This is a genomic window from Streptomyces sp. NPDC003943 (assembly GCF_053605265.1).
Genome location: NZ_JBSGIW010000064.1, coordinates 1 through 23,524, shown reverse-complemented (window position 1 = coordinate 23,524; position 23,524 = coordinate 1). Strand labels below are relative to the sequence as shown.

General features: G+C 73.6%; 19 protein-coding genes and 1 rRNA gene. 5 read left to right on the top strand and 15 right to left on the bottom strand.

The features are described from left to right. The first annotated feature begins 245 nt into the window (after positions 1 to 245). Both ACWEV0_RS24455 and ACWEV0_RS24450 read left to right on the top strand, forming a co-directional pair. Complete coding sequence (locus ACWEV0_RS24455; protein ID WP_453151565.1) at positions 246 to 2,048, top strand: glycoside hydrolase family 15 protein; 1,803 nt, start codon at positions 246 to 248, stop codon at positions 2,046 to 2,048. A gap of 78 nt (positions 2,049 to 2,126) precedes the next feature. After that, the gene (locus ACWEV0_RS24450) at positions 2,127 to 3,518 is read left to right on the top strand and encodes an FAD-binding oxidoreductase (RefSeq protein WP_453151564.1); all 1,392 of its coding nucleotides are present in this window, start codon (positions 2,127 to 2,129) and stop codon (positions 3,516 to 3,518) included. Between the two features lie 10 nt (positions 3,519 to 3,528). Here ACWEV0_RS24450 and ACWEV0_RS24445 read toward each other — a convergent pair whose 3' ends face one another. Next, entirely contained in the window at positions 3,529 to 5,154 is a 1,626-nt protein-coding gene (locus tag ACWEV0_RS24445) for a flavin monoamine oxidase family protein (RefSeq protein WP_453151563.1), read from the bottom strand. A gap of 24 nt (positions 5,155 to 5,178) precedes the next feature. After that, positions 5,179 to 6,741 carry an APC family permease gene (locus ACWEV0_RS24440; RefSeq protein ID WP_453151562.1) on the bottom strand — a complete coding sequence of 521 codons (1,563 nt, stop codon included), beginning with the start codon at positions 6,739 to 6,741 and terminating at the stop codon, positions 5,179 to 5,181. A 166-nt stretch (positions 6,742 to 6,907) separates the two neighbouring features. Between ACWEV0_RS24440 and ACWEV0_RS24435 the strand changes: the two genes are divergently transcribed. Then, complete coding sequence (locus tag ACWEV0_RS24435; protein ID WP_453151588.1) at positions 6,908 to 8,530, top strand: PucR family transcriptional regulator; 1,623 nt, start codon at positions 6,908 to 6,910, stop codon at positions 8,528 to 8,530. Between the two features lie 198 nt (positions 8,531 to 8,728). Here the strand turns inward: ACWEV0_RS24435 and ACWEV0_RS24430 are convergent, their stop codons facing one another. The 6 genes from ACWEV0_RS24430 to ACWEV0_RS24405 all read right to left on the bottom strand — a co-directional run bounded on the left by ACWEV0_RS24430 (position 8,729) and on the right by ACWEV0_RS24405 (position 15,034). Next, the gene (locus tag ACWEV0_RS24430; RefSeq protein ID WP_453151561.1) at positions 8,729 to 9,796 is read right to left on the bottom strand and encodes a glycosyltransferase family 4 protein; all 1,068 of its coding nucleotides are present in this window, start codon (positions 9,794 to 9,796) and stop codon (positions 8,729 to 8,731) included. Positions 9,797 to 9,886: 90 nt separating this feature from the next. Next, the gene (locus ACWEV0_RS24425) at positions 9,887 to 10,612 is read right to left on the bottom strand and encodes a hypothetical protein (RefSeq protein WP_453151560.1); all 726 of its coding nucleotides are present in this window, start codon (positions 10,610 to 10,612) and stop codon (positions 9,887 to 9,889) included. A gap of 184 nt (positions 10,613 to 10,796) precedes the next feature. Next, positions 10,797 to 12,515, bottom strand: a complete 1,719-nt coding sequence (recN, locus tag ACWEV0_RS24420) for a DNA repair protein RecN (RefSeq protein ID WP_453151587.1) — start codon at positions 12,513 to 12,515, stop codon at positions 10,797 to 10,799. Between the two features lie 428 nt (positions 12,516 to 12,943). Next, positions 12,944 to 13,921 (bottom strand): NAD kinase, encoded by a 978-nt coding sequence (locus ACWEV0_RS24415; protein WP_453151559.1) that lies wholly within the window; start codon positions 13,919 to 13,921, stop codon positions 12,944 to 12,946. Beyond that, positions 13,918 to 14,733 (bottom strand): TlyA family RNA methyltransferase, encoded by an 816-nt coding sequence (locus ACWEV0_RS24410; RefSeq protein WP_453151558.1) that lies wholly within the window; start codon positions 14,731 to 14,733, stop codon positions 13,918 to 13,920. Before ACWEV0_RS24410 ends, ACWEV0_RS24415 begins: the two co-directional genes overlap by 4 nt. Positions 14,734 to 14,740: 7 nt before the next feature. Beyond that, on the bottom strand, positions 14,741 to 15,034 hold the full coding sequence (locus tag ACWEV0_RS24405; protein ID WP_453151557.1) for a hypothetical protein: 294 nt from the start codon (positions 15,032 to 15,034) through the stop codon (positions 14,741 to 14,743). A 42-nt stretch (positions 15,035 to 15,076) separates the two neighbouring features. Here ACWEV0_RS24405 and ACWEV0_RS24400 point away from each other — a divergent pair, with 42 nt between their 5' ends. Then, a complete protein-coding gene (locus ACWEV0_RS24400) occupies positions 15,077 to 15,424 on the top strand; it encodes an SCP2 sterol-binding domain-containing protein (RefSeq protein WP_453151556.1) in 348 nt (115 codons plus the stop codon). 178 nt (positions 15,425 to 15,602) lie between these two features. Here the strand turns inward: ACWEV0_RS24400 and ACWEV0_RS24395 are convergent, their stop codons facing one another. The 4 genes from ACWEV0_RS24395 to ACWEV0_RS24380 form a co-directional block, all read right to left on the bottom strand. After that, the gene (locus ACWEV0_RS24395) at positions 15,603 to 16,430 is read right to left on the bottom strand and encodes an ABC transporter ATP-binding protein (RefSeq protein ID WP_453151555.1); all 828 of its coding nucleotides are present in this window, start codon (positions 16,428 to 16,430) and stop codon (positions 15,603 to 15,605) included. 44 nt (positions 16,431 to 16,474) lie between these two features. Further along, positions 16,475 to 17,527 (bottom strand): FecCD family ABC transporter permease, encoded by a 1,053-nt coding sequence (locus tag ACWEV0_RS24390; RefSeq protein WP_453151554.1) that lies wholly within the window; start codon positions 17,525 to 17,527, stop codon positions 16,475 to 16,477. Then, on the bottom strand, positions 17,524 to 18,579 hold the full coding sequence (locus tag ACWEV0_RS24385; RefSeq protein WP_453151553.1) for a FecCD family ABC transporter permease: 1,056 nt from the start codon (positions 18,577 to 18,579) through the stop codon (positions 17,524 to 17,526). The genes ACWEV0_RS24390 and ACWEV0_RS24385 overlap by 4 nt, the downstream gene beginning before the upstream one ends. A 156-nt stretch (positions 18,580 to 18,735) precedes the next feature. Then, a complete protein-coding gene (locus tag ACWEV0_RS24380; RefSeq protein WP_453151586.1) occupies positions 18,736 to 19,845 on the bottom strand; it encodes an HAD hydrolase-like protein in 1,110 nt (369 codons plus the stop codon). An 83-nt stretch (positions 19,846 to 19,928) separates the two neighbouring features. Here ACWEV0_RS24380 and ACWEV0_RS24375 point away from each other — a divergent pair, with 83 nt between their 5' ends. Beyond that, entirely contained in the window at positions 19,929 to 21,215 is a 1,287-nt protein-coding gene (locus ACWEV0_RS24375) for a DUF1015 family protein (RefSeq protein WP_453151552.1), read from the top strand. 76 nt (positions 21,216 to 21,291) lie between these two features. Here ACWEV0_RS24375 and ACWEV0_RS24370 read toward each other — a convergent pair whose 3' ends face one another. The 3 genes from ACWEV0_RS24370 to rrf form a co-directional block, all read right to left on the bottom strand. Continuing rightward, positions 21,292 to 21,987 (bottom strand): tetratricopeptide repeat protein, encoded by a 696-nt coding sequence (locus ACWEV0_RS24370; protein WP_453151550.1) that lies wholly within the window; start codon positions 21,985 to 21,987, stop codon positions 21,292 to 21,294. 65 nt (positions 21,988 to 22,052) lie between these two features. After that, positions 22,053 to 23,066 (bottom strand): hypothetical protein, encoded by a 1,014-nt coding sequence (locus ACWEV0_RS24365; RefSeq protein WP_453151549.1) that lies wholly within the window; start codon positions 23,064 to 23,066, stop codon positions 22,053 to 22,055. Positions 23,067 to 23,238: 172 nt separating this feature from the next. After that, a 5S ribosomal RNA gene (gene rrf / locus ACWEV0_RS24360) occupies positions 23,239 to 23,355 on the bottom strand. Positions 23,356 to 23,524: the final 169 nt, after the last annotated feature.

Sequence of the window (23,524 nt, the reverse complement as noted above, 5' to 3'; positions counted from 1 at the left end):
GCGGGGTCAAGACCTGTTCACCCGATCGGAGCAACGCCGTGACGTGCACGGCTCCGCCTCTCCCGACGTGCGTCGTATCCTGCACGGACACGCGCTGCCGAGCCGGACCGGCACGGCACCACCCCCGCCAAGTCAACCGGTGCCAAGAGCTCGTCAACGATCCCTTGACCGCTGATTGACCGCTGACCAGTAAGTCGTCCGCCCCCGCGGGGCGGACGTGGCCGTTCTGTCTGGAGTGAAAGCACGTGGCCGGGCGCATCGAGGATTACGCACTCATCGGAGACATGCAGACCGCTGCCCTGGTCTGCCGGGACGGCAGTGTCGACTGGCTCTGCCTCCCCCGCTTCGATTCGCATGCCGTCTTCGCGGGACTGCTCGGCACCGAGGAGCACGGCTTCTGGAGAGTCGGCCCCGCGACCCCCGAGAACACCCCCGTCCCGCTCGCCGACCGGCGCCGCTACCGGGGCGACTCGCTGATCCTGGAGTCCGAGTGGGACACTCCGCGCGGCACGGTCCGGGTCACCGACTTCATGCCCCCGCGTGACGGCGCCCCGCAGCTGATCCGGGTCGTCGAGGGCGTCAGCGGCCGGGTGCCGATGCGCTCCAGCCTGCGCATGCGGTTCAGCTACGGCCGGGTGGTGCCCTGGGTGCACAAGGTCGGCGAGCGCACGGTGGCCGTCGCCGGGCCGGACTCCGTCTGGCTGGACACGGACGCCGAGACCCACGGCCGGAACCTGACCACGTACTCCGAGTTCACCGTCACCCCCGGCGACAAGGTCACCTTCACGCTCTCCTGGCAGCCCTCGCACAAGGAGCCGCCGCCGCTGCCGGACCCCGAGGGCTCCCTGGAGGCGACCGCGGACTTCTGGCGCGAGTGGGTCGGGCACTGCACGTACCACGGGCCCTACCGGGAGGCCGTGGTCCGCTCCCTGATCACCCTCAAGGCGCTCACCTACGCGCCGACCGGCGGCATCGTCGCCGCCCCCACGACCTCGCTGCCGGAGGAGATCGGCGGCGTACGGAACTGGGACTACCGCTACACCTGGCTGCGCGACGCGGCGATCACCCTCTCCTCCATGCTGCGCACCGGCTACCGCGAGGAGGCCCGCGCCTGGCGGGACTGGCTGCTGCGCGCGGTGGCCGGCGACCCGGAGAACCTGCAGATCATGTACGGCATCGCCGGCGAGCGGGAGCTCGGCGAGGCGGAGCTGGACTGGCTGCCGGGGTACGAGAACTCCGGCCCGGTCCGGGTCGGCAACGGGGCAGCGGGCCAGCTCCAGCTGGACGTGTACGGCGAGGTCACCGAGGCCCTGCACCTGGCCCACATGACCGGTCTCTCCCGCAACGACTACGCCTCCCTGCTCCAGATCAAGCTGATCAACTACCTGGAGACCCACTGGAACCAGCCCGACGAGGGCATCTGGGAGGTGCGCGGCCCGCGCCGGCACTTCGTGCACTCCAAGGTGATGGCCTGGGTGGCGGTGGACCGCACGATCAAGCTGATCGAGTCCGGCGACGCCGACGGCCCGCTGGAGCGCTGGAAGGAGCTGCGCGACGAGATCCACCGGGACGTCTGCGAGAAGGGCTACGACAAGGAGCGCAACACCTTCACCCAGTCCTACGGCTCCCAGGAGCTGGACGCCTCGCTGCTGCTGATCCCGCAGATGGGCTTCCTGCCGCCGGACGACAAGCGGGTCATCGGCACGATCGAGGCGATCCAGCGGGAGCTGTCCACCGAGGACGGCTTCGTGCTGCGCTATCCGACCGCGGGCGCGGAGGCGGGCGTGGACGGTCTGGAGGGCGACGAGGGCGCGTTCCTGGCCTGCTCGTTCTGGCTGGCCGACGACCTGGCGATGATCGGCCGGGTCGACGAGGCCCGCAAGCTCTTCGAGCGGCTGCTGGCGCTCCGCAACGACCTGGGGCTGCTCGCCGAGGAGTGGGACCCGCGGCTGCAGCGGCAGGTGGGCAACTTCCCGCAGGCGTTCAGCCACGTGCCGCTGATCGACACGGCGCTGCGGCTGACGGCCTCGGGCGCGTACGGGGGCTGAGCCGTCCGACACGCGGGGGACGGGACCCGGACCTACGATGAAGGAGTCCTGTCCCCCCAGCGAAAGGGGGGCAACGTCATGGCTCCCCAGACCACCCTTCCGGACAGCGCGCTGGCCGGGCTCCGCGAGGATCTGGCCGGTGAGGTGTACCTGCCCGGTGATCCGGGGTACGACGAGGCCCGGACGATCCACAACGGCATGATCGACCGGCGTCCCGCGGTGATCGCCCAGTGCGCGACCCCGGCGGACGTCTCCAACGCGGTCCTCTTCGCCCGTCAGGAGGGGCTGCCGATCGCGGTGCGCGGCGGCGGTCACAGCGTCGCCGGGTCCTCGGTGATCGACGGCGCCCTGGTCGTGGACCTGCGCCGGATGCACGCCGTCGTCGCCGACCCGGAGAACATGACCGTGCGGATCGAGGGCGGCGCCACCATGGGCCACCTGGACCACGCCTGCCAGCCGTTCCACGTGGCGACCACGGGCGGGCGGGTGTCGACGACCGGGGTGGGCGGCTTCGTCCTCGGCGGCGGATCGGGCTGGCTGGAGCGGAAGTTCGGCCTCGCGAGCGACAACCTGCTGGCCGCCGAGCTGATCACGGCGGAGGGCAAGCACGTCCACACGGACGCGGAGGAGAACCCGGAGCTGTTCTGGGCGCTGCACGGCGGCGGCGGCAACTTCGGCGTGGCGACCTCGCTGACGCTGCGGCTGCACCCGCTGCCGCGGATGAGCATGGCGATGCTGTTCTTCCTGCCCGACAACGCGCCCGAGGTGGTGCGGACCTTCCGGGACATCGGCCTGGGCGCCCCGGACGAGGTGGGCGGCGGCGCCATCATGCTGCCCGCGCCGCCGGAGCCGTTCGTCCCCGAGGACCTGGTCGGCAAGCTGGTCTGCGGGGCGCTGTTCACGTACGCCGGCCCGGTCGAGGAGCTCCGCGAGCTGGCGGCGCCGCTGTTCGGGCTGAAGCCGGTGATCGAGATCGTCACGGACATCCCGTACGTGGACCTGCAGAGCATGATGGACGACCCGCCGGGGCTGCGGAACTACTGGTCGGCCGAGTACCTGACGGAGTTCCCGGACGTGGCCGTGGACGTCTTCTGCGCGCGCGGCCAGGCCATCCCGATGCCCACGGCCACCCAGCAGGTGCTGTTCCTGATGGGCGGGGCAGTGGCGGCCGGCCCGTCCCAGTACCCGCAGCCGTGGCGCACCGCGCCCTGGGCGGTGCACCCGTTCGCGACCTGGGAGGACCCGGCGCTCGACGCGCGGGCCCGGCAGTGGGTGCAGGACGTGCGGGCCGACGCGCAGCCGTGGTCGGTCGGCGCGACGTATCTGAACTTCACCGGTGCGGAGGGCGAGCAGCGGGTCGTCTCCTCCTTCGGGGAGGGCAACTTCCGCCGGCTCGCCGCGGTGAAGGCCGAGTACGACCCCGACAACGTCTTCCGCTTCAACCACAACATCGCGCCGGCCGCGGCCTGAGCCGGCGGGGCTACCTGAGCGCGGCGATCACCTCCTTCGCCGCGCGCTCGCCCTCGGTCGCGCCGCCTTCCATGAAGCCCTGGAAGTCGTAGCTGCAGTGCTCGCCGCCGATGTGGACGTTGCCCTGCGCGGTGCCCTCGTAGCCGGCGTACCGGTGGAGGTAGCCCACCGGCCAGTACGAGTAGGCGCCGAGCGAGTACGGGTTGAGGTGCCACGCGGACAGCTGGGCGCGGCCCGTGTAGGCCCGGGACGTGCCCGGGAAGAAGGCGTCGATGTCCTTCAGGTAGCGGGTGGCGAGGTCCCGTACGTACGGGTCGGACTCGAAGGCGAACGGCCCCGCCGGGGCGAGTGATCTGGCGAGGCTGCCGCCGCCGTACTGCAGGAGGATGCCGCCGGTGCCGCCCTGGACCTTGGTGGTGTCCCAGGTCTGCTGCACCTCGCTGTCGGTGAAACAGTCGCCGGCGGAGACCCCGGGCCAGGGCCCGGTGCCGCGCCAGGGGCGGGTGGCGAACTGCATGTTGAGCTTGGTGCAGTAGCCCATGCGGGCGTCGCGCAGCAGGTTCGTCATCAGCGGGTCGAAGCCGGCGCGGGAGAGGTCGAGCCGCTGGAGGATCGGCAGCGGCACGCACAGGATGGTGTGGTCGGCGGTGACGGTCCGGGTGGCGCCCGCCTCGGTGAAGGTGAGCGTCTGGGTGCCGTCGGAGTTGGCCCGTACGGCGTCGAGCGACCAGCCCATGCGCAGGGTGCCGGGCTTCAGCGCCCCGGCGATGGCGTTCGGGAGGCGGTCGTTGCCGCCGACGATGTGGTAACGCTCGTTCGACAGGCCCCAGATGTTGAAGTTGCCGGGATTGGTCTGGTAGCCCATCAGCAGGACGAGGGCGAGCGAGGACTGGTCGACGGTGTCGGCGCCGTACTCGACGTTGTAGGCGACGTCGAAGAAGCGGCCGAGCGGTGAGGAGTGCCCGCCGGGCACGCGGCTCTCGATCCAGTCGTACAGCGTCATGTTGTCGAGGGCGGTGCCGGTGGGCGTGGTCTGGTTCCACTTCACCTCGCCCGCGTCGAGCAGGTCGCGGTGGAGCTGCTGGTAGACGGCGTTGAAGTCCTCGTCGGCCTGGGCGCGCGGGTAGTAGCCGCCGTTGAACCAGAGGACCTCCTCGGCCCCGTTGGGCCCGCCGCCGAGGAAGTCCTCGGTGGCCAGGCCGAAGCGGCGGCAGAGCTCCAGCATCTTCTTGTGGCTGGTGTCGATGAGCTCGCCGCCGATCTCGGAGGTCTGCCCGTACGCCCAGTGCTCGCGCTGGCTGAACATCCGGCCGCCGACCCGGCCGGGGTTGGCCTCGTAGAGCACGGGGCTGAGGCCGGCGTCCTGGAGGGTGAGGGCCGCGGTGAGGCCGGCGATGCCGGCGCCGACGACGGCGACCCGGGCCGGGGTGGCGGCGCGGGCGGTGGCCGGGGCGGCGACGGCGGTGCCCGCGGAGACGGCGATGCCCGCGGCGGCGGCGTACTTGAGGAGGGTGCGGCGCCCGAGGGCGTCGTTCCGCATCTCCCGCAGTTCGTCGACGGGGAGGTGGAGCCGTCGGGCGTCGGCGTGCTCGGCGGCGAGGCGCTTCAGGAGGTGCATCGGGTTGGTGCGTGCCATGGGGCGCTCCTGGAGGGTGAGGTGTCAGCTGTGTGCGGCCGGTGCGGGGCTTGGCGTGCTGCTGTCGTCGGTGCGCTCGGCGGCGTCCTCCAGGACGATCCGGCCGATGATCTCGTAGCGTTCGGGGCGCCGGAGCTTGAGGTACCAGCCGAGGCCGAGGCCGCCGACGAAGACGGCGCCGACGGTCCACGGGATGGCCTTGAAGAACAGGGAGTCGGCGGCGAGCCCCGCCGCGGTCTCCATGTTCATGACCAGGAGGACGACGACGGCGATCATGCCGATGCCGCCGAGGAGCGGCGCGGTGAAGGTCTTGAACCAGTGCCGGTCCTCGGGGTGGTTCTTGCGGAAGTAGCCGATGACGGCGAAGGAGCAGAGCGTCTGCACGATGAGGATCGCCATCGTGCCGAGGATCGCCAGCAGCGTGTAGAGGTGGATGTACGGGTCCTGGCCGGTCAGCCAGAAGGCGCCGACGAGGATCACGGCGATCACGCTCTGCACGAAGGAGGCGATGTACGGCGAGCCGTGCCGCGCGTGGGTGCGGCCGAGCGCCGGGTGCAGGAAGCCCTCGCGGCCGATGGCGTAGAGGTAGCGGGCCGCGCACTGGTGGAAGGCCATGCCGCAGGCGAAGGAGCCGGTGAGCAGCAGCCACTGGAAGGCGTCGACGGCCCAGCCGCCGATGAAGGACTTCGTGGGCGCGAAGAACAGGTCGAGCGGCGCGGCGGACGCGGCCAGCTTGACCGAGCCGGCCAGGCCGTTGCCGGCGATCGTCATCCACGACACGTAGATGTAGAAGAGCCCGACGCCGACGACGGAGATGAGCGTGGCGCGCGGGATGACCCGCTTGGGGTCGCGCGACTCCTCCCCGTACATCGCGGTCGACTCGAAACCGACCCACGACCAGAAGGCGAAGAAGAGGCCGAGCCCGGCGGAGGCGCCGGTGAAGGCGTTCTTCGGGTTGATCGGCGAGGCGGGGATGCCGTCGGGGCCGCCGCCGGCGATCAGGACGGCGGTGGCGACGGCGAAGAGGACCGCGATCTCGGCGACCAGCATCACGCCGAGTGCCTTCGCGGTGAGGTTGATGTCGAAGTACGACAGGACGGCGGTGACCGCGAGCATCACGGCCGCGTAGCCGATCCACGGCAGGTCCACGCCGAGCTGGGCGGCCACCGTCGTCTTGGCGAAGTAGGCGAAGACACCGACGATCGAGCCCTCGAAGACGATGTACGCGAGGACGGCGAGCATGCCGGAGGCCATGCCCGCGATCCGGCCGAGGCCGTGCGAGATGTAGCCGTAGAAGGCGCCGGCGGCGGTGATCCGCTTGGCCATCGCGACATAGCCGACCGAGAAGACGGTCAGCACGACGGTCGCGAAGAGATAGCCGGCGGGGGCGCCGGTGCCGTTGCCGAAGCCGACGGCGATGGGAAGGTTGCCGGTCATCGCGGTGATCGGCGCGGCGGTGGCGACCGCCATGAAGACGACGCCGACGAGGCCGACCGAGTTCGCCTTGAGCCGCTGGACCTGAGGGGCCTGCGAGCCGGCCGGGGTGGACCCGGGCGGGGCCGGCGCTGGGGTGGGGTTCTCTGCCATGGCGCGAGAGCATCCTCTTGGGTGACGTAGGCCACAATCGACATCCGGTCGCACAATTCCCGCCAGGGGGCGACGAGTTGTCGCCTGCGTGTACGAACTGTCCGGCCCGTTAACGTCGTGGTGATGTCGCGGTGACGGCTCCGGCGGGTAGCGTCCGCCCATGTCCATGGAACGTCAGGGCGGGATCACCGTGCAGCGGGCGCTGGAACTCCCGGGGCTGCGCAGCGGACTCCCCGAGGTCGTCGCGGGCGCCGACCGGCTGCACCGCACCGTGCGCTGGGTGCACGCCGGCGAGGTGCCGAACATCGCCTCGCTGCTCAAGGGCGGCGAGCTGCTGCTCACGACCGGCATGGGGCTCGGCACCCGCCCGGCGGAGCAGCGCGCCTTCGTGCGGCGGCTCGCGGAGCGCGGCATCGCCGCACTGGTGGTGGAGCTCGGCCCGCGGTTCGCGCGCCTGCCCGCGACGATCGTCGAAACGGCACGGACGGCGGGCCTGCCGCTCGTCCAGCTCCACCGCGAGGTCCCCTTCGTCGCCGTGACCGAGGAGATCCACACCGAGATCGTCAACGGCCACTACGCCCTGCTCCGGCAGGCCGAGGAGGTCCACCGCCAGTGCACCGAGGCGCTGCTCGGCGGCGGCGGGGTGCCGCAGGTGCTGCGGATCCTGGCGGACTTCTCGCTCAACCCGGTGTTCCTGGAGACCGCGGACGGCCAGCTCCTGTACGCGGCGGGCACCGAGTCCGAGCCCGCCGACCCGCTCCAGGTGTGGGACGGGCTGCGCGGGCAGCGGGCGGCCCGGGAGTCGGGGCCGCCGACGGGGGCGGTGCTCGTGGACGTGCCGGGCGGCGGGCCGGGCAGCTCGTCGGTGCGGGCGCGCCTGGTCCTGCTGTCGGTCTCGGGTCCGCTCTCCCCCGTGCACAGGATGGCGGCGGAGCGCGCGGCCGGGCTGCTGGCCGTCGTCCTGATGCAGGCCCGCCAGGAGGAGGAGCTGGCCGCGCGCGGCCGGGGCGACTTCCTCACCGACCTCGCCGAGGGCCGGATCGCGGCGGAGGACGCGCCCGCGCAGGCCCGGGTGCTTGGCTTCAAACCGGGCGACGGCCCGCTGCTCCCCGTCGTGATGCGGCTCGCCTCCGAGCTCTCCCCGTCGGGCAACTGGGCGCTGCTCGCGCGGGCGGTCCTCGAGGAGCTCTCGGCGGTCGGCGTCCCGGTGCTGCTCGGCGTCCGCCCGGTGGAGGGCCGGGTGCCGCTGCTCCTCGGCCTGCGCTCGGAGTCGGAGCGCACGGCGGTCGCCGACCGCGTCGCCGCCGCGCTGCGCGCCGGCGTGGAGCGGGCCGGCCTCGAACGCGCCGGCGTCCACCCCCCGGTCGTCGTGGTCGGCGTCGCCGGCGGCTGGGCGGCGGCCTCGGCGGGCCTCCGCCACGCTGCCGAGACCGCGACGGCGGCCCAGGGTCTGAGCGAGCTGCCCTGGTACGACGCCCGCCGCCTCGACACGGACCTGCTCCTGTGGCGCCTCCGCGACCACCCCGACCTGGCCGCCTTCGTCGACCGCGCCATCGGCCCCCTGCGCGACCACGACCGCACGTCCCGGCCGCCCCTCCTGCCGACCCTGGAGACGTACCTGGCCCACGCGGGCCGCAAGGCCGAGACCGCCCGCGAACTCCACCTCAACCGCCAGACGCTCTACAACCGCCTGGCGAGGATCTCGGAGCTGCTCGGCACGGACCTGGACGACCCCCAGACGGTGCTGGCGCTGAGCCTGGCACTGAGGGCGAGGCGGCACACGGGGTAGGGGGTCCGGCGGAGGTTTGTGGGCAATCGTTCCGCAGGGGGAGTCTGGGGGAGGGTGGGCACAAACCGCCTACCGTCGCGCGGTCGCCCGTCCAGGCCGGGCACCGCGCCCGTGGGCGCCGCAGGCCCAAGGGGCCGAGGCGCAGGCGAAGGCGCCGCGGCAGCGCCCCGTCAGCCTGTGAGCCCCGTGACCGCCCCGTCACCGCCCCGTCAGCTCGTCGTACACGCTCAGCACGTGCGCCACCGTCTCGTCCTCCGTCGGCCACGTCCTCGCCTGTACCCGTCCCGCCGCCGCCAGGTCCATCCGCCGGTCGGTGTCCTCCAGGAGTGCCCGCACCGCCCCTGCCATGGCGTCGGCGTCCCCGTACGGCACCAGCTCCGCCGCGTCCCCCACCAGCTCGGGGACCCCGCCCACCGCCGTCGCGACGAGCGGCACGCCGAGCCGCAGCGCCTCCTGGGCCAGCAGGGAGCGGGCCTCCCACCGCGACGGAAGCACCGCGACGTCCGCGGCGGCGAGCAGCTCCGCGACGTCGTCGCGGCGCCCGATGAGCCGGACGCCCAGCGCCTCCGTCTCGATCCGCCGCTGGAGCGCGGCCCGTTCGGGCCCCTCGCCCGCGATGACGAGCAGCGGCTGCGGGTCCAGGTCCCGCCACACCCGCGCCGCGTCGAGCAGCATCCCGTACCCCCGCCCCGGCTCCAGCGCGCCGACGGCCATCAGCAACGGCCGGTCGACGGCGCCGAGTTCGGCGCGGGCCTTGCCGTCGTGGAGGCAGACGGGCGCGCGGCAGGCGGGGACGGTGACGGGGGCGAGACGGGCGTCGCGGGCGCCTCGCCGGCGGGCGCGGTCGACGAGTTCGGAGGAGGTGCCGAGGACGACGGCCGCCGCCCGCGCGGCCCTTCGCTCCAGGAGCCGTACGAGCCGGGCGCGGGCCCCGGCGAGCTGGCTGCGGGTGTGCCAGGTGGTGACGAGCGGGGTGCGCGGCCCGGGGCCGCCGGACAGCGCGAGCGAGGCCCGGACGGAGGCGTCGAGGTTGTGCGCGTGGACGACGTCGGCGCCGATGCAGGCGTTGCGCAGCGCGCCGACGCTCGCCACGGGCACGAAGCGCGCGCCGGCGCCCTCGAAGTCGTAGACATGGTCGAGTTCGGGCGGGGCGCACACGGTCACCCGCACGCCCCTCGCCACCAGCCCCGAGGCAAGTGATCTGACGTGGGCGCTGCTTCCCGCGCTGCCGCCGCCCAGCACTTGGACCGTACGGAGCTGTGTCACGCGCCCAAGGATGCCAGTCCGTACGCACGTTCCGGCACCGAAGTGACGTCGTTGCCGTGTCGGCGACCCCAACTTACCGACGGGGATCACTCACACGAGTGAAGATCGCCGGAACTCCCCGTACGCGGCGGCCGCGAGCAGTCCGGCCGCGTGGACGGCGAGCCCGGCCCGCCCGTTGGACGCGGCGACGGCCGTGCCGACGGCCGCCCCGAGGGCATGGGCGCCGGTGTCGCCGAGCATGGTCCGCTCGGCCAGGTCGTCGGCGAGCACGGCCGCGACGGCGCCCATCGGGGCGGCGGCGACCGGCGTGCGCACCAGCCCGGGCGCCGCGAGCCCGAGCACGACGAGCCCGGCCCGCCCCGGGCGCACGTCCACCAGGTTGACGAGGTGCGCGGTCCCGGCGACGACGACGCCGGCGAGCACCCTGTCCACCGCCCGCTCCTTGAGCAGCGCCCCGGCCACGAGCCCGGCGGCGCCGATCCCGAACAGCTTGACGGCCCCGCTGGTCACCTCGCCGTCCCGCAGCGCCGCCAGATGCGCCCGGAACCCGCGCCGGTGGTCGCCGTACGCATCGTCGTACGCCCCGCACGCCCCCGCGGCGAGCACCGCGAGCGCCCCCACCGGACTCCCGGCGACGGCCGTCCCGGCCACGGCCGCGAGCGCGGTCGCGGGCCCCGCGTACAGACCGACGGCCCGCCCGGCGTGGTTGGTCCGCTCCCACCGCGGATCACGCCGCCGCCGCAGCCTCTCGTACGCGACACGGGCCACGCCGGCGGCGACGGTGAGGGAGGCGGCCCTGCCGCGTGTCCTGATCATGCCGGTCAGCCTAATGACCTGTCAGTGGCGGCTGCCACGCTGTCGAGGAGGGGGTGGTGGCGCGCATCCCCCCTGAGCCAGGCCGAGCCGGGCAGCGGCCGGACGAACTCACGCGAGCCCGCACAGCAGCCGATCAGGCACACGCGCGCCCGCGCGAGCCCGCGCGAGCCCGGGCAGCGGCCGATCAGCGGTCGGCGCGTGCCGCCGCCAGCAGTTCCTCGGCGTGCGCCCGCGCCGTCTCGGAGTCCTCCTGGCCGGCGAGCATCCGGGACAGTTCGCGGACCCGCTCCTCGCCCTCCAGGGCGGTGACGCCCGAGCGCGTGACGGAGCCGTCGTTGGTCTTCTCGACCAGCAGCTGGCGGTCGGCGAAGGCCGCCACCTGCGGCAGGTGGGTGACGACGACGACCTGCGCGGTCCTGGCGAGCTTGGCGAGCCGGCGGCCGATCTCGACCGCCGCCTTGCCGCCGACGCCCGCGTCGACCTCGTCGAAGAGATACGTCGGCACCGGGTCCGTACCGGCGAAGACGACCTCGACGGCCAGCATGACCCGGGACAGCTCACCGCCCGACGCGCCCTTGGCGATCGGCCGCGGCGGCGCGCCCGGGTGCGGGGCGAGCAGCAGCTCGACCTCGTCGGCGCCGGACGGGGTGTACGCGACCCGGCGGCCGCCCACCTCGACGCCGTCCGGGTCCTCGGTCTGCCGGATCGCGAACGACACCCGCGCGTGCGGCATGGCGAGCGAGGCCAGTTCGGCGGTGACGGCCTCGGCGAACCGGTCGGCCGCCTCCGTACGCGCGTCGGTGAGCCGCTGGGCCAGCGCCGACAGTTCGTCGCGCAGCCGGTCGCGCTCGGTGGTCAGCTCCTCGATGCGCTCGTCGTCGCCGTCCAGCTCGGTGAGCCGGGTCGCGCTCTGCTCGGCCCACGCGAGCACGGCCGTGATGTCCTCGCCGTACTTGCGGGTGAGCTGGGTGAGCGCGGCGCGCCGCTCCTCGACGGCGGCGAGCCGGATCGGGTCGGCGTCCAGGTCGTCGGCGTACCCGGCGAGTTCCCCGGCCACGTCCGACAGCAGGATGGAGATCTCCCCCATCCGCTCGGCCAGCGCGGCCAGCGCGGGATCGTGGGCCCGTACGGCCTCCAGGGCGCGGCCCGCGCCCGCGACGAGCGTGGTCGCGTCCACGGCCTCCGGGTCCTCGGGCTGTCCGGCGAGCGCCGCGTGCGCGAGCGCGGCGGCGGACGCCAGCGCCTCGGCGTGCCCGAGCCGCTCCGCCTCGGCGGCCAGCTCCACGTCCTCACCGGGCCGCGGCTCCACCGCCTCGATCTCCCCGAGCCCGAAGCGCAGCAGATCCGCCTCCTGCGCCCGCTCCCGGGCCCGCGTGGTGATCTCCTCCAGCTCGGCGCTGACGGCCCGCAGCCGCCTGTACGCCTCCCCGTACGCGGCCAGCGGCACGGACACCGCCTCGCCCGCGTACCGGTCGAGCGCCCCGCGCTGCCGGGCCGGCTTCAGCAGGCCCTGCTGGTCCGTCTGGCCGTGCACGGCCACCAGCTCGTCGGCGAGCTCCGCGAGCACGCCCACGGGCACGGAACGACCGCCCAGGTGCGCACGGGAGCGTCCTTCGGCGGACACGGTACGGGTGACGAGCAGCGCGCCCTCGTCGAGCTCCGCCCCCGCCTCCTCGGCCCGCGCCACGACCGGCGCGCCCGGCGGCAGCGTGATGCGCCCCTCGACGACGGCCGACCCCGCTCCGATCCGCACGAGCGCCGGATCGGCGCGCCCCCCGAGCAGCAGCCCGAGGCTGGTCACGACCATGGTCTTGCCCGCACCGGTCTCGCCGGTCACCGCGGTGAACCCGGGCGACAGCTCGACGACGGCGTCGTCGATGACACCCAGCGACCGTATCCGCATCTCCTCCAACACGAGAGAGACCTTACGAGGTCGGCGCACCGATGTGCGACGGCCCCTGCCACCCGGAGACGAACCCGCAGGTCGGACGAGACCGATGTCACCCGCCGGAGTGGGCGAACGGGGCCAGGGGCTCCTTCCGGAGCCGGGCCCGGGAGGGCTCCCAGGGCGGGACGGGGCCAGGACAGGGACCGGTCCCGGGACCGGGACGGGCGGCGGGACCGGGGCTGGCGGCGGGACGGGGCTGAGGCCCAGGGCCGGGAACGGCGGCCTGCGGTCGGTCGGCCCCGCAGGCCGCGCCGCCGAAGCAGGCGCGCCCTGGCCGGCGCCGGCGCACGGTCCCGCCGGAACCCGGCGCCGCCCCGACGCAGACGCGTCCCGTCCGGCGGCCCGCCCGGCGGCCTGAGGCGCCGCCCCAGCCACAAGGCCCCCTAGTGCGGCGCCCCCCGCCACCCCGACACCGGCAGTGCGAACTTCGCCACCAGCCGGTCCGTGAAGGACGCGTGGTGGAGGCGGGCCAGGCGGACCGGGATCGCGCCGCGGCGGATCTCGACGCGGGCGCCGGCCGGGAGTTCGACCGTGCGGCGGCCGTCGCACCACAGGACGCCGTGCGGGGTGTGCGGTTCGACCTCGACGGCGAGGACCGAGTCCGGGGTGGTGACGAGCGGCTTGGCGAACAGCGCGTGTGCGCCGATCGGGACCATGAGGAGCGCCTCGACCTCGGGCCAGATGACCGGGCCGCCCGCGGAGAAGGCGTACGCGGTCGAGCCGGTCGGGGTCGCGCAGATGACGCCGTCGCAGCCGAAGCCGGTCACCGGACGGCCGTCGATGGCGAGGACGACCTCCAGCATCCGTTCCGGGGACACCTTCTGCACGGCCGCCTCGTTGAGCGCCCAGTCGCGGTGCAGCACGTCGCCGTTCTCGTACACGGCGACGTCGAGCGTCATCCGCTCCTCGACCTCGTACGCCCGCGTGACGACCCGGTCGACGACCTTGTCCAGGTCGTCGCGCTCGGCCTCGGCGAGGAAGCCGACCCGGCCCAGGTTGACGCCGAGCATCGGCACGCCGGAGGCGCGGGAGAACTCGGCGCCGCGCAGCAGCGTGCCGTCGCCGCCGAGGACGACGAGGAGTTCGCAGCCGTCGAGCGCGTCGGGGCAGCCTTCCGGGACCTGCTCGACGGACGGCGGCAGCGGCAGGTCGGCCGCCTCCGCCGCCAGGACGCGGACGCCCAGGCCGCTGCGCAGCAGGCCGAGGACGACGAGTTCGGCACTGCGCACGGCGGCCGGCCGGCCGGTGTGCGCGAGCAGGAAGACGGTGCGGTTCCCGCTCCCGCTCCCGCTGCCGTTCCCGTTCTCGTCAGTCCGCTTGCTCTCGGTGTTTTCGGTTGACGTGCTCGAAGGTGTGCTCAACGAGGTCCTTCCGCCACAGCGCGGTCGACTTCCGCCGGATCGAGGGCGGGCGCCCCGGCCCGCAGCCACAGAAAGTACTCGACGTTGCCGGACGGGCCGGGCAGCGGGCTCGCGGTGACGCCGACGACACCGAGGCCGAGCTCGCCGGCCCGCCGGGCCACGTTCTTGACGGCGTCGGCGCGCAGTTCGGCGCTGCGCACCACACCACCCGAACCGAGCCGCTCCTTGCCGACCTCGAACTGCGGCTTGACCATGAGGACCAGGTCCGCGTCGGGCGCGGTGCAGGCGACCAGAGCGGGCAGCACGAGCCCGAGCGGGATGAAGGAGAGGTCGCCGACGACGAGGTCGACGGGGATGCCGTCGATGTCGTCGAGGGTCATCTCGCGCACGTTGGTGCGGTCCTTGACGGTGACCCGCTCGTCGCTCTGCAGCGACCAGGCCAGCTGCCCGTAGCCGACGTCGACGGCCACGACGTGGGCGGCGCCGGCGCGCAGCAGCACATCGGTGAAGCCGCCGGTCGACGCGCCCGCGTCGAGCGCGCGCCGGCCCTCGACCCGCAGCCCCTGCGGCACGAACGCGGCGAACGCGCCGGCCAGCTTGTGGCCGCCGCGCGACACGTAGTCGGGGTCGGTGTCGTCCTGCGCGACGACGATGGCCGCGGCGGTCTCGACCTGGGTGGCGGGCTTGGTGGCGACGGTCTTGCCGACGGTCACCCGACCCGCGGCGATCAGCTGGCTGGCGTGCTCGCGCGACCGCGCCAGCTTGCGCCGTACCAGCTCGGCGTCGAGTCGGCGGCGTGCCGGTCCTGCCACGTTCGGTTCAGCTCCTGTTGTCGTACGGACGGGGTGCGGGGGCGGGCGCGGCGTCGAGCGCGGTCAGCTCGGCGCGCAACCCACGGTGTACATCCTCGTACACGTCGAGGTGTCCGTCCGCCGTGAGGTCGTCCGCGGCACCGAGCCGGTCGAGGAGCGCGTCCACGGCCGGGCGCCCGGTGGGCGTCCGTACGACCCCGAGCGGCGCGGGCCCGGCGGCCTCGTACGGATCGCCCTGCGCGGAGGCGTCGGGCACCGCCCCTGGGGCCGGAGCCGGGGCTTCGGGTGTCGCATCGCTCATGCCCCGACGCTACATCGAAGCCCTGGGGTACCGTCGACCACGATGGCGACGATCACCGAGTGCCGTGCGGCACTGAGCAGGCTTTCGGACAACCTGGCGCGGGCCGACGGCGACGTGCGCGGCGCGGCCGCGCTCGACCGCACCCTCAGCTGCCACCTCACCGACCTGGACACGACCTTCACCGGCCGCATGGCCGACGGCCGCATCGCGGTCGAGGACACGGTCCCGGGCCCGCCGCGCGAGAAGGCGCAGATCCGCCTCCGGATGACCGGCGACGACCTGGTGGCGATGGTCGACGGCCGGCTGAACTTCGCCAAGGCGTGGGCCTCGGGCCGGGTGGGCCTGGAGGCCGGCTTCCGCGACCTGCTCCGGCTCCGCTCCCTCCTCTGAGCCGCCTGGTGCGGGACCGCGGCTGAGCACCCGGCGGGCCCCGGAGCCACGACCCGCGACCACGGCTGAGCCACCCGGCGGGCCTCCGGGCCACTTGGCGGGCCTCTGAGCCGCCTGCCGCGACTGCGGCTGAGTCACCCGGGCGGCCTCCGAGCCGCCTGGCGAGCCTCCGAGCCGCCTAGCGCGACTGCAGCGCGGGCCTGCGCGCCTTCCGGCCTGCCGGCACGACCAGCGGCGTCCCCGTCTCCGGGTCCTCGATGACCTGGCAGCGCAGCCCGAAGACGTGCTCGACGAGTTCGGCCGTGACGACCTCGCCCGGCGGGCCCTCGGCGACGACCTCGCCGCCCCGGCAGGCGATGAGGTGGGTGGCGTACCGGGCCGCGTGGTTGAGGTCGTGCAGCACGGCGACGAGCGTGCGGCCCTGGGTCTCGTGGAGCTCGGCGCACAGGTCCAGGATGTCGATCTGGTGCTGGATGTCGAGGAAGGTCGTCGGCTCGTCGAGCAGCAGCAGCGGCGTCTGCTGGGCGAGGGCCATCGCGATCCAGACCCGCTGCCGCTGGCCGCCGGACAGCTCGTCGACGTACCGCTCGGCCAGTTCGGCGACGCCCGTCGCGGCCATCGACTCCTGGACGACCCGCTCGTCCTCGGGCGACCACTGGCGAAGGAGCCCCTGGTGCGGGTAGCGGCCGCGGGCGACGAGGTCGGCGACGGTGATGCCGTCGGGCGCGACGGAGGACTGCGGAAGCAGCCCGAGGGTCCGGGCGACCTGCTTCGCGGGCATCGAGTGGATCGCCTGCCCGTCGAGCAGCACCCGCCCCCGCGTCGGCTTGAGCATCCGGGACAGCGCGCGCAGCAGCGTGGACTTGCCGCAGGCGTTGGGGCCGACGATGACGGTGAAGGAGTTGTCGGGGATCGCGACGGACAGATCGCGGGCGATGACCCGCTGGTCGTAGGCGAGCGTGACCGACTCGGCGCTCAACCGCGGAGACTGCGGCGTCTGCTGCATACCCTTGCTCCTGATCGTGTTCTCAGTGGTCGTACCCGGCCCGGTCACATCCGGCCCGCCTTCCGCTCGCTGACGAGCAGCCACAGCAGGTAGCACCCGCCGAGCACCCCCGTCACCACACCCACCGGCAGCTGCCGCTCCCCGAACGCGTGCGTGGCGGTCCAGTCGGCCACGAGCAGCACCGCCGTACCCATCAGCGCGGAGGCGGCCAGGTTCGGCCCGGGCGAACGGGTCAGCCGGCGGGCCAGCTGGGGCGCGCTGAGCGAGACGAAGACGATGGGGCCGGCGGCGGCGGTGGCGACGGCCACGAGCAGCACGGCCGCGCCCATGAGCACGATCCGGGTCCGCTCGACCTTCACGCCGAGCGCGTACGCCGCGTCGTCGCCCATCTCGAGCATCCGCAGCGCCCGCCCGTGCCCGAGGACCAGCGGCAGCAGCACACAGCTGACGCCGAACAGCGGCCAGAACTGGTCCCAGTCCCGCCCGTCCAGCGAGCCGGTCATCCACACCACCGCGCGCGTCGCGTCGACGAGCTGCCCCTTGGTGAGCAGGTAGTGGATGACGGCGGTGAGCATCGCGGCGGCTCCGATGCCGACGAGCACCAGGCGGTAGCCGTGCACCCCGCGCTTCCAGGCGAGCAGGTAGATCGCGAGGGCCGTGACGAGTCCGCCGACGATCGCGCCGGCGGCTGCGGCCAGGGCGCTGCCCTGGAAGAGGATGATCACGACGAGCGCGCCGACCGTGGAGCCCTGCCCGAAGCCGATGACGTCGGGGCTGCCGAGCGGGTTGCGGGAGATCGACTGGAAGACCGCGCCGCCGATGCCGAGCGCGGCGCCCACGAAGACGCCGACGAGGACGCGCGGCAGCCGCAGGTCCATCACGGCGAACTCCTGCACCGGCGTGCCGTTGCCGAGCAGCGTGCTGACGACGTCGCTCGGGGCGAGCGGGAAGTCGCCGCTGCCGATGAGCACGACCGTCATGGCGAGCGCGAGGACGAGCAGGCCGAGGACGCAGACGAGGGCGCGCGGCTCGTAGCGCACGGAGAGGCCGCCGCGTACGGAGCGACCGCCGCCGGTCCGCAGGGTCTTGGTCGTCACAGCTGGGCCATCCTCTTGCGGCGGACGAGGTGGATGAAGACGGGTCCGCCGAGGAGCGCGGTGACGATGCCGACCTGGAGCTCGGCGGGGCGGGTGACGACCCGCCCGATCACGTCGGAGCCGAGGAGGAGGACGGGAGCGAGCACGGCCGCGTACGGGAGGATCCACCGCATGTCGGGCCCGGTGATCGAGCGCACGATGTACGGGACCATCAGGCCGAGGAACACGATCGGCCCGCAGGCCGCCGTCGCCGCGCCGCACATCAGCGTCACGGCCGCCATGGCGGTGATCCGGGTCCGGTTGAGGTGCGCGCCCAGCGCGCGGGCGGTGTCGTCGCCCATCTCCATGGCGTTCAGCGGCCGGGCGATGAGCAGCGCGAGGACGGCGCCGACGAGGATGAAGGGGGCGACCCGGGCGACGGTGTCGGCGTTCGCGGAGGCGAGCGAGCCGACGGTCCAGAAGCGCAGCCGGTCCAGGGCGGCGGAGTTCAGCAGCTGTACGGCGTTGACGTAGCCGTAGAGGGCGGCGGTGGCCGCGGTCCCGGCGAGCGCGAGCCGCACGGGCGTGGCGCTGCGGCTGCCGCCGAGGACGTACACCAGGACGGAGACGACGGCGGCGCCGGCGAACGCGAACCACACGTACGCGTCGACGTCCGTGATCCCGAAGAAGGCGATCGCGGAGACGACGGCCGCGGCGGCGCCCGCGTTGACGCCGAGCAGTCCGGGCTCGGCGAGCGGGTTGCGGGTGAGGCCCTGCATGACGGCGCCGGACAGGCCGAGGGCGAGTCCGACGAGCAGCCCGAGCAAGGTGCGGGGCACGCGGACGTCGTGGATGACGACGTCGTTGCGGATGCCGCTGTTGTGGAACAGGCCGTGCCACACGTCGGCGAGCGGCACCGGCTTGGCGCCGATCATGATGCTCAGGACACAGACCAGCAGCAGGACCCCGACGGCCGCGACAAGACCCACGGCCCGCAGCGAGTTGCGGCGCGCCGGATTCCGGTCAGGGCCGGTCGGCTCCGCGCTCGCACGGGAGGGACTCTCGACCAACACGAGGTTAGGTTAGCCTACCCTGATTCTCGCCACGAGACGGGGTGCGGAACGGGCACGGGGCACACGGGGCCGGAGAGGGGGCACCGGGCCCGAGAGGGGGACACGGGGCACGGCCCGAGGGTTACGCCCCCGGGCCCGTGCCCCGTGCGCGCCGCGTCACCCGAGGCCCAGCCGCTCCAGCGCCTTCGTCGCGTCCAGGCCGCACGCCCCGGCCCCCGCCTCCGTCCAGGCCGCAGCGCACAGCGCCCGTACCCCGTCCAGCGGATCCAGTCCGCCCGCCGCACCCGCCGCGTCCCCGTCCCCGTACCCGTCCCCGGCGGCGTCGAGCAGCAGCGCTCCCCCGCTCACCGACGCCGTCCAGCCGCCGCACCGGAACGCCCCGTCCGCGCCGTCGGCCACCTCCGGCTGCGGCACGAGCAGCCCGCGCAGGTCCGCCGCCACATACGTCGGCCGGTGCTCCGGCACCGCCTCGAGCAGCCGAGCCACGTCCGTCACACCGGTCAGCACGAGCAGCGAGTCGACGCCGCCGTTGAAGGCTCCCTCGATGTCCGTGTCCAGCCGGTCCCCGACCACCAGCGGCTTCTCGGCCCCGGTGCGCAGCACCGTCTCGCGGTGCATCGGAGGCAACGGCTTGCCCGCGACCTTCGGCTCGGCACCCGTCGCGATCCGGACAACCTCGATCGCCGCGCCGGTGCCCGGACCGATCCCCCGCGCGGTGGGCACGGTCAGGTCGGTGTTCGACGCGTACCAGGGCAGCCCGCGCCCCACCGCGTAACTCGCCTCCGTGAACCGGCTCCACGGCGTCTCCGGGCCCCCGTACCCCTGCACCACCGCCACCGGGTCGTCATCCGCCGAATCCACCGGCACCAGGCCCCGCTCGATCAGCGCCACCCGCAGCCCCTCGCCGCCGATCAGCAGGACCCGCGACCCCGGCGGCACCTCGTCGGCGACCAGCCGGGCCACCGCCTGCGCCGAGGTGATCACGTCCGCCGGCCCGGTCGGCACCCCCAGCTCCGTCAGATGCGCCGCCACCGTGTCCGGCGTCCGCAGCGCGTTGTTGGTGACGTACGCCAGGTGCATCCCGCCCTCGCGGGCCGCCTCAAGGGCCTCGACGGCGTACGGGATCGCGTGCCCGCCCGCGTAGTAGACGACCCCGTCCAGGTCGAGCAGCGCCGTGTCGTACGCCTCGCTCAGCGCGCGCGCACTGCCACCCGGCCGGTTCCTGCCCTGCCGGCCGTCCTGCCGGTCCTGGCCGAATCCCGTCATCGTCATGTACTCCTCACATCGCCCAGGCAAATCCCCGCTCCCCCGATCATCGCTCATGGCCACCGCCCACATACGATGACGAGATGAACACCTCAGGTCACGCGGCCGACGACGTCCGCGCCCCCGGTCTCCGCCTGAGCCCCTTCAGGGGCCTCAGGTATGTCCCCGAACGGGTCGGCAGCCTCGCCGCCGTGACCTCCCCGCCGTACGACGTGGTCGTCCGGCCCGACGGACTGCACCACCTGGAGTCCCTCGACCCGCACAACATCGTCCGGCTGATCCTCCCGCAGGCCATCACCGCCGGCACCCGGCACCGCAAGGCCGCCGTCACCCTCGACCGCTGGCTCGCCGACGGCATCCTCGCCCCGGACCCCGAGCCCGCGCTCTACGTGTACGAGCAGCAAGGCGAAGGCATCCTCCAGCGCGGCCTCATCGGCGCCCTCGAACTCTCCACCCCCGCCGAGGGCATCGTCCTCCCCCACGAGGACGTCATGCCGCACGTCGTCGAGGACCGCACCGCCCTCATGCGCACCACAGGCGCCAACCTGGACCCGCTGCTCCTCACCTACCGCGGCGACGGCGACGGCGCGGGCGCCGTCGTCGACCGCGTCGCCGAGCGCGAGCCGCTGCTCTGCACCACCACCGAGGACGGCATCCGGCACCGCCTCTGGGCGGTCACCAACCCGGCCGACCTCACCGCCGTCGCCACCGAACTCGCCCGCCACCAGGCCCTCATCGCCGACGGCCACCACCGCTGGGCGACCTACCTCCGGCTGCGCGACGAGCACGCCGCGCCCGGCCCCTGGAACCACGGTCTGGTGCTGCTCGTCGACACCGTCCGCTATCCGCTGCGGGTCCGCGCCATCCATCGCCTGCTCAGCCGCCTCCCGGTCGCCGACGCGCTCGCCGCCGTCGGCGACAGCTTCCGCGTCACCCGGATAGACGGCCCACTGTCCGCCGCCCAGGAGGCCCTGGCCGCCGCGGCCGCGAAGGGCAACGCCTTCGTCCTCGCCGGCGACGGCGGCTTCCACCTCTTCGACCGCCCCGACCCGGAGCTCCTCGCCCGCACGGTCCGCGGCGACCGCCCCGAGCTCTGGCGCACCCTGGACGCCACCGTCCTGCACGCCACCCTCCTCGACCACGTCTGGCACATCCCGGACGAGCCCGAGGACATCGCCTACATCCACGACACTGCCGCCGCCGTCGCCCAGGCCGAGCGCCGCGGCGGCACGGCGGTCCTGATGCACCCGGTGAAGGAGGAGGTCGTACGGGACCTGGCCCGCCAGGGCGTCACGATGCCCCGCAAGTCGACCTCGTTCGGCCCGAAGCCGGCGACGGGCCTGGTGCTGCGGAGTCTGGCGTTGGACTGAGCCTCCTGCACGCCTGGATACGCCGAAGGGCGGCACCCCTGGTGGGGTGCCGCCCTTCGTACGTGCGCGCGGAGCGTCAGCTCTTGCTGTCGTCCTCGGTGCCCTCGGAGTCCTCGTCCTGGGCGTCCTCCTGGACGTCCTCGTCGTCCGAGTCGTCGAACGCGTCGACGAACTCGACGCCGTCCAGCTCGGCGAGGCGGTCGGAGGCGTCGGTGGAGCCGTCCTTGTCGGCCTCAAGGGCCTTCGCGAACCACTCGCGGGCCTCCTGCTCGCGGCCGGCCGCGAGCAGCGCGTCGGCGTACGCGTACCGCAGGCGCGCCGTCCACGGGTGGTTGGCGCTGGACGCCAGCTCGGGGCTCTGCAGGGTCACGATGGCCGCGTCGAGCTGGCCCATGTCCCGGCGGGCGCCGGCGGCCACGAGCCTCATCTCGACCTGGCCGGCCTTGTCCAGCTTCTGCACCTCGGGCTCACCGGCCATGGCGAGGGCACGCTCCGGCCGGCCCAGGCCGCGCTCGCAGTCCGCCATGACGGGCCACAGCTCCACGCTGCCGGTCATCCGCCGCGCGGCCCGGAACTCGGCCAGCGCCTCGGAGTACTTCTGCGTCGCGTACGCGGCGAAGCCGGCCGCCTCACGGACGGCGGCGACGCGGGACGCGAGACGCAGCGCGATGCGCGAGTACTCGTACGCCTTCTCCGGCTCGTCGTCGATCAGCTGGGCGACCATGACGAGGTTGCGCGCGACGTCCTCGGCCAGACCCTTGGGCAGGCTCATCAGCTCCTGCCGCACGTCCGGGTCGATCTCCTCACCGGTGACCTCCGGCGGGATCGGGAGGCGCTTCAGCGGCGCCCGGTCCCCGCGGTCCTCACGGCGGAACGACGGCCGGTCGTCCCGGCCCCGGTAGCCGCCCCGGTCGTCACGACCGCGGTAGCCACCGCCACGGCTGTCGTCACGGCGGTCGTCCCGACGCGGGTACGACGGACGGTCGTCACGCCCACGGAACCCGCCGCCACCACGCCGGTCGTCCTCACGCCGCGGCCCACGGGGCCGCTCGTCACGACGGTCGTCCCGGCGGTCGTCACGCCGGTCGTCGCGACGCGGGTACGACGGACGGTCGTCGCGACGGTCATCCCGTCGGTCGTCACGGCGGTCGTCACGGCGGGGGTACGAGGGACGGTCGTCCCGGCCCCGGTAGCCGCCGCCACCACGGTTGTCATCGCGCCGGTCGTCACGACGGGGGTACGACGGACGGTCATCACGCCGGTCATCGCGCCGGTCGTCACGGCGGTCGTCGCGACGCGGGTACGACGGACGGTCATCACGCCGGTCATCACGCCGGTCATCGCGCCGGTCGTCGCGACGCGGGTACGACGGGCGGTCGTCACGGCGGTCGTCGCGGCGGGGGTACGAGGGACGGTCATCGCGGCCCCGGTAGCCGCCGCCACCACGGTTGTCATCGCGCCGGTCGTCACGGCGGAACGAGGGGCGCTCGTCACGACGGTCGTCACGCCGGTCGTCACGCCGGTCGTCGCGGCGGGGGTACGAGGGACGGTCGTCCCGGCCCCGGTAGCCGCCGCCACCACGGTTGTCATCGCGCCGGTCGTCACGACGAGGATACGACGAACGGTCGTCACGACGGTCATCCCGTCGCTCGTCACGACGGTCGTCGCGGCGGAAGCCACCGCCACGGTTGTCGTCGCGTCGGTCATCACGACGGTCGTCACGCCGGTCGTCACGACGGGGGTACGACGGGCGGTCGTCGCGGCCGCGGTAGCCGCCCCCGCCACGGTTGTCGTCACGACGCGGCCCACGGAAGCCGCCCCGGTCGCCGCCCTCGCGGCGGCGCGGCTCACGCTCCGGACGGTCGTCGGGAGAGTTGGTGGACATCGACGTGACTCCTGTCTTCGGGTACTGCAGTCATTCTCGCGCAGCCGGCACAGCGCCGCGCGTTCCAACAAATTCAAGGAAAAACAAAAGGACCCCTGGTCCCAGCGTGAACGCTGGGACCAGGGGTCCTGAAAGATTGTTCGGCGGCGTCCTACTCTCCCACAGGGTCCCCCCTGCAGTACCATCGGCGCTGAAAGGCTTAGCTTCCGGGTTCGGAATGTAACCGGGCGTTTCCCTAACGCTATGACCACCGAAACCCTATCGGTTTCGAGCGAACAAGCACACTCTGTAGTTGTGTTCTAGCTCAAGAAACCAGCAACTGTTCGTTGCTTCAGAACTAACACAGTGGACGCGAGCAACTGAGGACAAGCCCTCGGCCTATTAGTACCGGTCAGCTCCACCCATTACTGGGCTTCCACATCCG